The sequence below is a fragment of the Steroidobacter cummioxidans genome (assembly GCF_003104955.1).
The window spans coordinates 1-5322 of sequence record NZ_LSRW01000105.1; the positions used below are offsets into that span (position 1 = coordinate 1).

General features: G+C 62.8%; 3 protein-coding genes and 1 pseudogene. All 4 read left to right on the forward strand.

What is annotated here, in order from left to right; genetic code table 11:
- Window positions 1–314 (forward strand): annotated as a pseudogene (locus D0550_RS37040) (phosphoketolase family protein); the annotation flags it as partial.
- Window positions 311–2374 carry a glycogen debranching protein GlgX gene (gene glgX / locus D0550_RS32915; protein WP_116813425.1) on the forward strand — a complete coding sequence of 688 codons (2064 nt, stop codon included), beginning with the start codon at window positions 311–313 and terminating at the stop codon, window positions 2372–2374. The pseudogene D0550_RS37040 and the gene glgX, both read left to right, overlap by 4 nt.
- 133 nt (window positions 2375–2507) lie before the next feature.
- On the forward strand, window positions 2508–3527 hold the full coding sequence (locus D0550_RS32920; RefSeq protein ID WP_116813426.1) for an HlyD family secretion protein: 1020 nt from the start codon (window positions 2508–2510) through the stop codon (window positions 3525–3527).
- 16 nt (window positions 3528–3543) lie between these two features.
- Window positions 3544–5322: ATP-binding cassette domain-containing protein (locus D0550_RS32925; protein WP_153067458.1), on the forward strand; the 1779-nt coding region annotated here is incomplete at its 3' end.

The window sequence follows — 5322 nt, forward strand, 5'->3', positions numbered from 1 at the left end:
ACCAATCACGGCAACATCCACGTGCGCGGCTATCTGGAGGAAGGTACGACGACCACGCCCTTCGACATGGCCGTGTTTGAAAATTCGCATCGATCGCTTCCACCTCGTGAGTGACGTGATCGAGCGCATCGAGCAGCTAGGCTCGCGCGCGGCTTACGCCCTGCAAGCCNNCNNGNANANGCTGNTANGAGCACAAGCACTACATCGCCAAGCACGGCGACGACCTGCCGGAAGTCACCGGGTGGCGCTGGGGCGCTGCGAGCAAGGCCGCCGGCCAGCAAACATCCACGTCCACCGAGGGCGATAACGTTTGAAGGCAGACGCGGCAGGTAAGAGCGCGCCGCTGGGTGCAACCCTCGTGCCCGGCGGTGTCAACTTCAGCGCGTACTCGAAACACGCCACCGGCGTCGAGTTGTTGCTATTCGATGGCGAGGATGATTCGCGCGCCGCGCGCACGATCAGCCTCGACCCCGCGATCAATCGCACCTATCACTACTGGCACGTCTTCGTGCCGGATGTGCGTCCCGGTCAGCGCTACGGTTTTCGGGTCGACGGTCCCTGGGATCCGGCGCGTGGGCTGCGTTTCGATCGCTGCAAAGTACTGCTCGATCCGTATGGTCGAGGCGTCGTCGTACCCCGCAACTACACGCGAGATACCGTGCACGGGCACGATGATGCCGCAACGGCAATGAAGAGCGTCGTGGTGGACTCGGGCGGCTACGACTGGGAAGGAGACGCGCCGATCTGTCGAGCCTCGGCGCGAACGATCATCTATGAGATGCACGTGCGAGGATTCACTCGGCATCCCAGCTCCGGAGTCTCAGAGGAGTTGCGCGGCACCTACGCCGGCCTGATCCAGAAGATTCCCTATTTGCAGCAGCTGGGGATCACCGCGGTCGAGCTCTTGCCGGTCTTTCAGTTCGACGCCCAGAGCGCTCCGCCAGGCCGCCCCAATTACTGGGGCTATGCGCCGGTTTCGTTCTTCGCTCCGCATGCCGCATTCAGCTCGCTTACAGCCCCGCTCGGGCCGATCGATGAATTCCGTGACATGGTCAAAGCGCTGCACCGGGCCGGCATCGAGGTGATCCTCGACGTGGTGTACAACCACACTGCGGAGGACGGTGCCGATGGACCGACCTTCTGTTATCGGGGCTGGGACAACACCGCCTACTACATCCTGGAGCACGATCGGAGCCACTACGCGAACTACACCGGCACCGGCAACACGCTGAACGCCAATCATCCCATCGTGCGGCGGATGATCGTCGACAGCCTGCGCTATTGGGTCGAGCACATGCATGTCGATGGCTTTCGCTTCGATCTGGCCTCGATCCTGTCGCGCGATGAACAGGGCCGGCCGCTGCAGAACCCGCCGGTCCTGTGGGATATCGAATCCGATCCGGTGCTGGCCGGAACCAAGCTGATCGCCGAAGCCTGGGACGCCGCGGGGCTGTATCAGGTGGGCAGTTTCGTCGGCGATCGCTGGAAAGAATGGAACGGCCACTTTCGCGACGAGGTGCGCAGCTTCTTCCGTGCCGACTCAGGCTCGGCGGCGCGACTCGCGGATCGTATGATCGGCAGCCCGAATATCTACGGGCACGAACACCGCGAAGCCGAGCAGAGCGTCAACTTCGCGACCTGTCACGACGGCTTCACGCTCAACGATCTGACCTCTTACAACCACAAGCACAACGAGGCGAATGGCGAAGGCAATCGCGATGGCGCGAACGACAATCGCAGCTGGAACTGCGGCGTCGAAGGTCCCACCGACGATCCTGGCGTGGAGCACTTACGCAACCGCCAGGTCAAGAACTTCCTCACCGCGACTTTGTTGTCCGTCGGCATGCCGATGATCCTGATGGGAGACGAAGTGCGACGCACGCAACGTGGCAACAACAACGCCTATTGCTGCGACGACGAGACCAGCTGGTTCGACTGGACGCTGCTGATGAAGCACGCGGACCTGCACCGGTTTGTAACATTGCTGAACGAGCAGCGCCGCCGGCGAGATGTCGAGTACGAAAATGAGGGCGCCACGTTGATCGACGTTATCCGGCGGGCCGACCTGGTCTGGCATGGAACGAAGCTGCGGCAGCCCGACTGGAGCGAGAACTCCCACACATTGGCATTCAGCGCCGGCCTGCGCGGCGGCGCGCTGCAAATACACTTCATATTGAACGCCTACTGGGAAGCGCTCGACTTCGAGCTGCCGGCCGTCGACGGTCACACCGGGAACTGGTCTCGTTGGATCGATACGGCCCTCGAGTCACCGGCTGACATCGTTTCATTGACAGCTGCCCAGGCACTTACCGGTACGACCTATTCAGCCCAGGCGCGCTCGGTCGTCGTGCTGGTCGCCAGCCACCCCGCGTAACCGCCGCGAAGAAATCCGTCCGTTCAATGCGACCATGGTCCCATTACCTGTGCGCATTCGTCGTAACAGGATGCGTTGTGATTGCCTGCATTCGGCTCCACGACGCGCTCCGCGTCCGGCGAGGACGGATGAGATGTCGAAAAAAACGCTGCTCATATCGCTTGTGCTGGTAGCGGCAGTCGGAGGCGGCATTGCCTGGTGGCTGCTCTCCCAGCCCGGCCTGCCGCCAGGATTCGCCGGCGGCAACGGCCGTCTGGAAGCGAAAGAGATCACCATCGCGACCAAGTACCCCGGCCGCATCAAGGAAGTGCTCGCCGATGAAGGCGATACGGTCAACGCCGGACAAGTCGTCGCCGTCATCGACACGGAGCCGTTGGAGGCCCAGTTGCGCGAGGCCGAAGCGCAGATCTCGGGCGCGCAGGACAACCATCGCACCGCCGCTGCCGATGTGGCGGTCAAGCAATCCGAACTCAACTTCGCATCGTCGCAGTACAAGCGCTCCAGCGAACTGGTGAAAACCGGCGCGGTGAGCACGCAGGAAAGAGATGTCGACTTCTCCAGGATGGAGGCAACTCGCGCCGCGTTGATTGGCGCGCAGGCGCAAGAGGTCCGCGCCCAGTCGGCAATCGACGCTGCAACGGCAACCGCCGAACGACTCAAGGCCGAGATCAAGGACAACACGCTGAGATCGCCGGTTCGCGCGCGAGTTCAGGCACGCATGGCAGAGCCAGGTGAAGTGCTCGGTGCCGGCGGCCGCGTGCTCTCGGTGACTGACTTGAGCGACGTATATATGTATGTGTTCCTGCCGGCGACCAACGCCGGCAAGGTTGCGCTGGGGTCCGAGGCACGCATCGTTCTCGATGCGATTCCGGATTATCCGATCAGGGCCGTGGTCTCCTACGTGTCGCCAACCGCGCAGTTCACCCCCAAAACCGTGGAGACCGCCGAAGAGCGACGCGACCTGTCATTTCGTGTGAAGTTGCAACTCGACAAACAACGACTGCGTGCTTACGAACGGCTCGTGAAAGTGGGTATTCCGGGCATGGGGTATGTGCGCTATGACAACAGCGCCGTCTGGCCCGTGGCTCTACAACCGAAGCCCGTCGACCAAACGCGTTGGGCCGCGGCTGGCGACACTTCGCGGTCGGAGTAGCTCAGCAGGTGAGTAGATGGACTCCCTCCACGGCGAACCTGTAGTCAGACTGGAAAATGTCAGCCAGCGCTACGGCGAGGCGATCGCGCTGGATGCCATCGACATCGAGATTCCCAGCCAGAAGATGATCGGTCTGATCGGCCCCGACGGCGTCGGCAAGTCGACGCTGCTCGGCATCGTCGCCGGCGTGCGTCGTATGCAAAGCGGCACGGCCCAGGTACTCGGCGGCAACATTGCGGACGTGAAATTTCGCGAGTCGATCTCGTCGCGAGTGGCCTACCTGCCGCAAGGCCTCGGCAAGAATCTCTATCCCACGCTGTCGATCTTCGAGAACATCGATTTCTTCGGCCGCCTGTTCGGTCAATCCAAGGAGGAGCGCGAGTGGCGCATCGCCGATCTGTTCGCGAGCACCGATCTCACGCCGTTTCGCGATCGTCCCGCGGGCAAGCTGTCCGGCGGCATGAAGCAAAAGCTCGGCCTGTGTTGCTCGCTGATCCACGACCCGGACCTGCTGATCCTCGATGAGCCGACCACCGGCGTCGATCCGCTCGCACGCCGACAATTCTGGGAACTGATCGCGCGCATCCGCATCCGGCGCCCGAACATGAGCGTGCTGGTGGCCACGGCCTACATGGATGAGGCCGAAGGCTTCGACTGGCTGGTCGCGATGGACGCGGGCAAGGTGCTCTCGACCGGCACGCCCGAGGAATTGCGGCGCAATTCGAACCAGCCAACCCTGGAGAAGGCTTTCATCGAGCTGCTGCCGGAAGAAGTGCGGCGCGGACACAAAGAGCCGCAGATCACGCCCTACGTTTCCAGCGGCGGACCGCCCGCGATCGAGGCGCAAGGACTCACGCAGAGATTCGGAACATTCACCGCTGTGGATCACGTCAGCTTCCGGATCGAGCGCGGCGAGATCTTCGGCTTTCTCGGCTCCAATGGCTGCGGCAAGACCACGACGATGAAAATGCTGACGGGCCTGCTGCCGCCCACGGAAGGCACCGCCCTGCTCTTCGGCAAGCCGGTGAAAGGCGGCGATGTGGAATCGCGCCGTCGCGTCGGCTTCATGACGCAGGCGTTCTCGCTCTACACCGAGCTCACCGTGCGCCAGAACATGATCTTGCACGCGCGCCTGTTCGATCTTCCGACCGAAGCCGGACGCCAACGGGTCGAAGATCTCATCAAGAGCTTCGGGCTCGAAGATGTCGCCGACACGCTTGCAGAAAGTCTGCCGCTCGGCATCCGGCAACGCCTGTCGCTGGCGGTCGCCGTGATCCACGAGCCGGACATGCTCATTCTCGACGAACCGACTTCCGGCGTGGACCCGGTCGCCCGCGACGGCTTCTGGGAGTTGCTCATCCGGCTGTCGCGCGACAACGGTGTGACGATATTTCTGTCCACTCATTTCATGAATGAGGCGGAACGCTGCGATCGCATGTCGATGATGCATGCGGGCAAGGTGCTAGCGCAGGGGCGCCCCGCCGATCTGGTCGTGGAGCGCAAGGCAAAGAATCTGGAAGACGCTTTCATCGGCTATCTCGAAGAGGCTTCGCGCCAGGCCGCGCCGCCAGCACCGGCATCGACGCCGACTACTCCTGTCACTGCCGCTTCGATGCCAGCCCCTGCAACGGCGATGGCAACAGCTACGGCGGTGCAATTGCGATACCCGAGGACACGCACGCGCCGGTCGGTACAGAGAGCGCGGCAGCATCACGCAAGTTCCAGCCCCGGTCGTGTCTGGGCGTTCGCGCGTCGCGAGGCTGGGGAACCTGTCTCTTATACACATCTCCGAGCC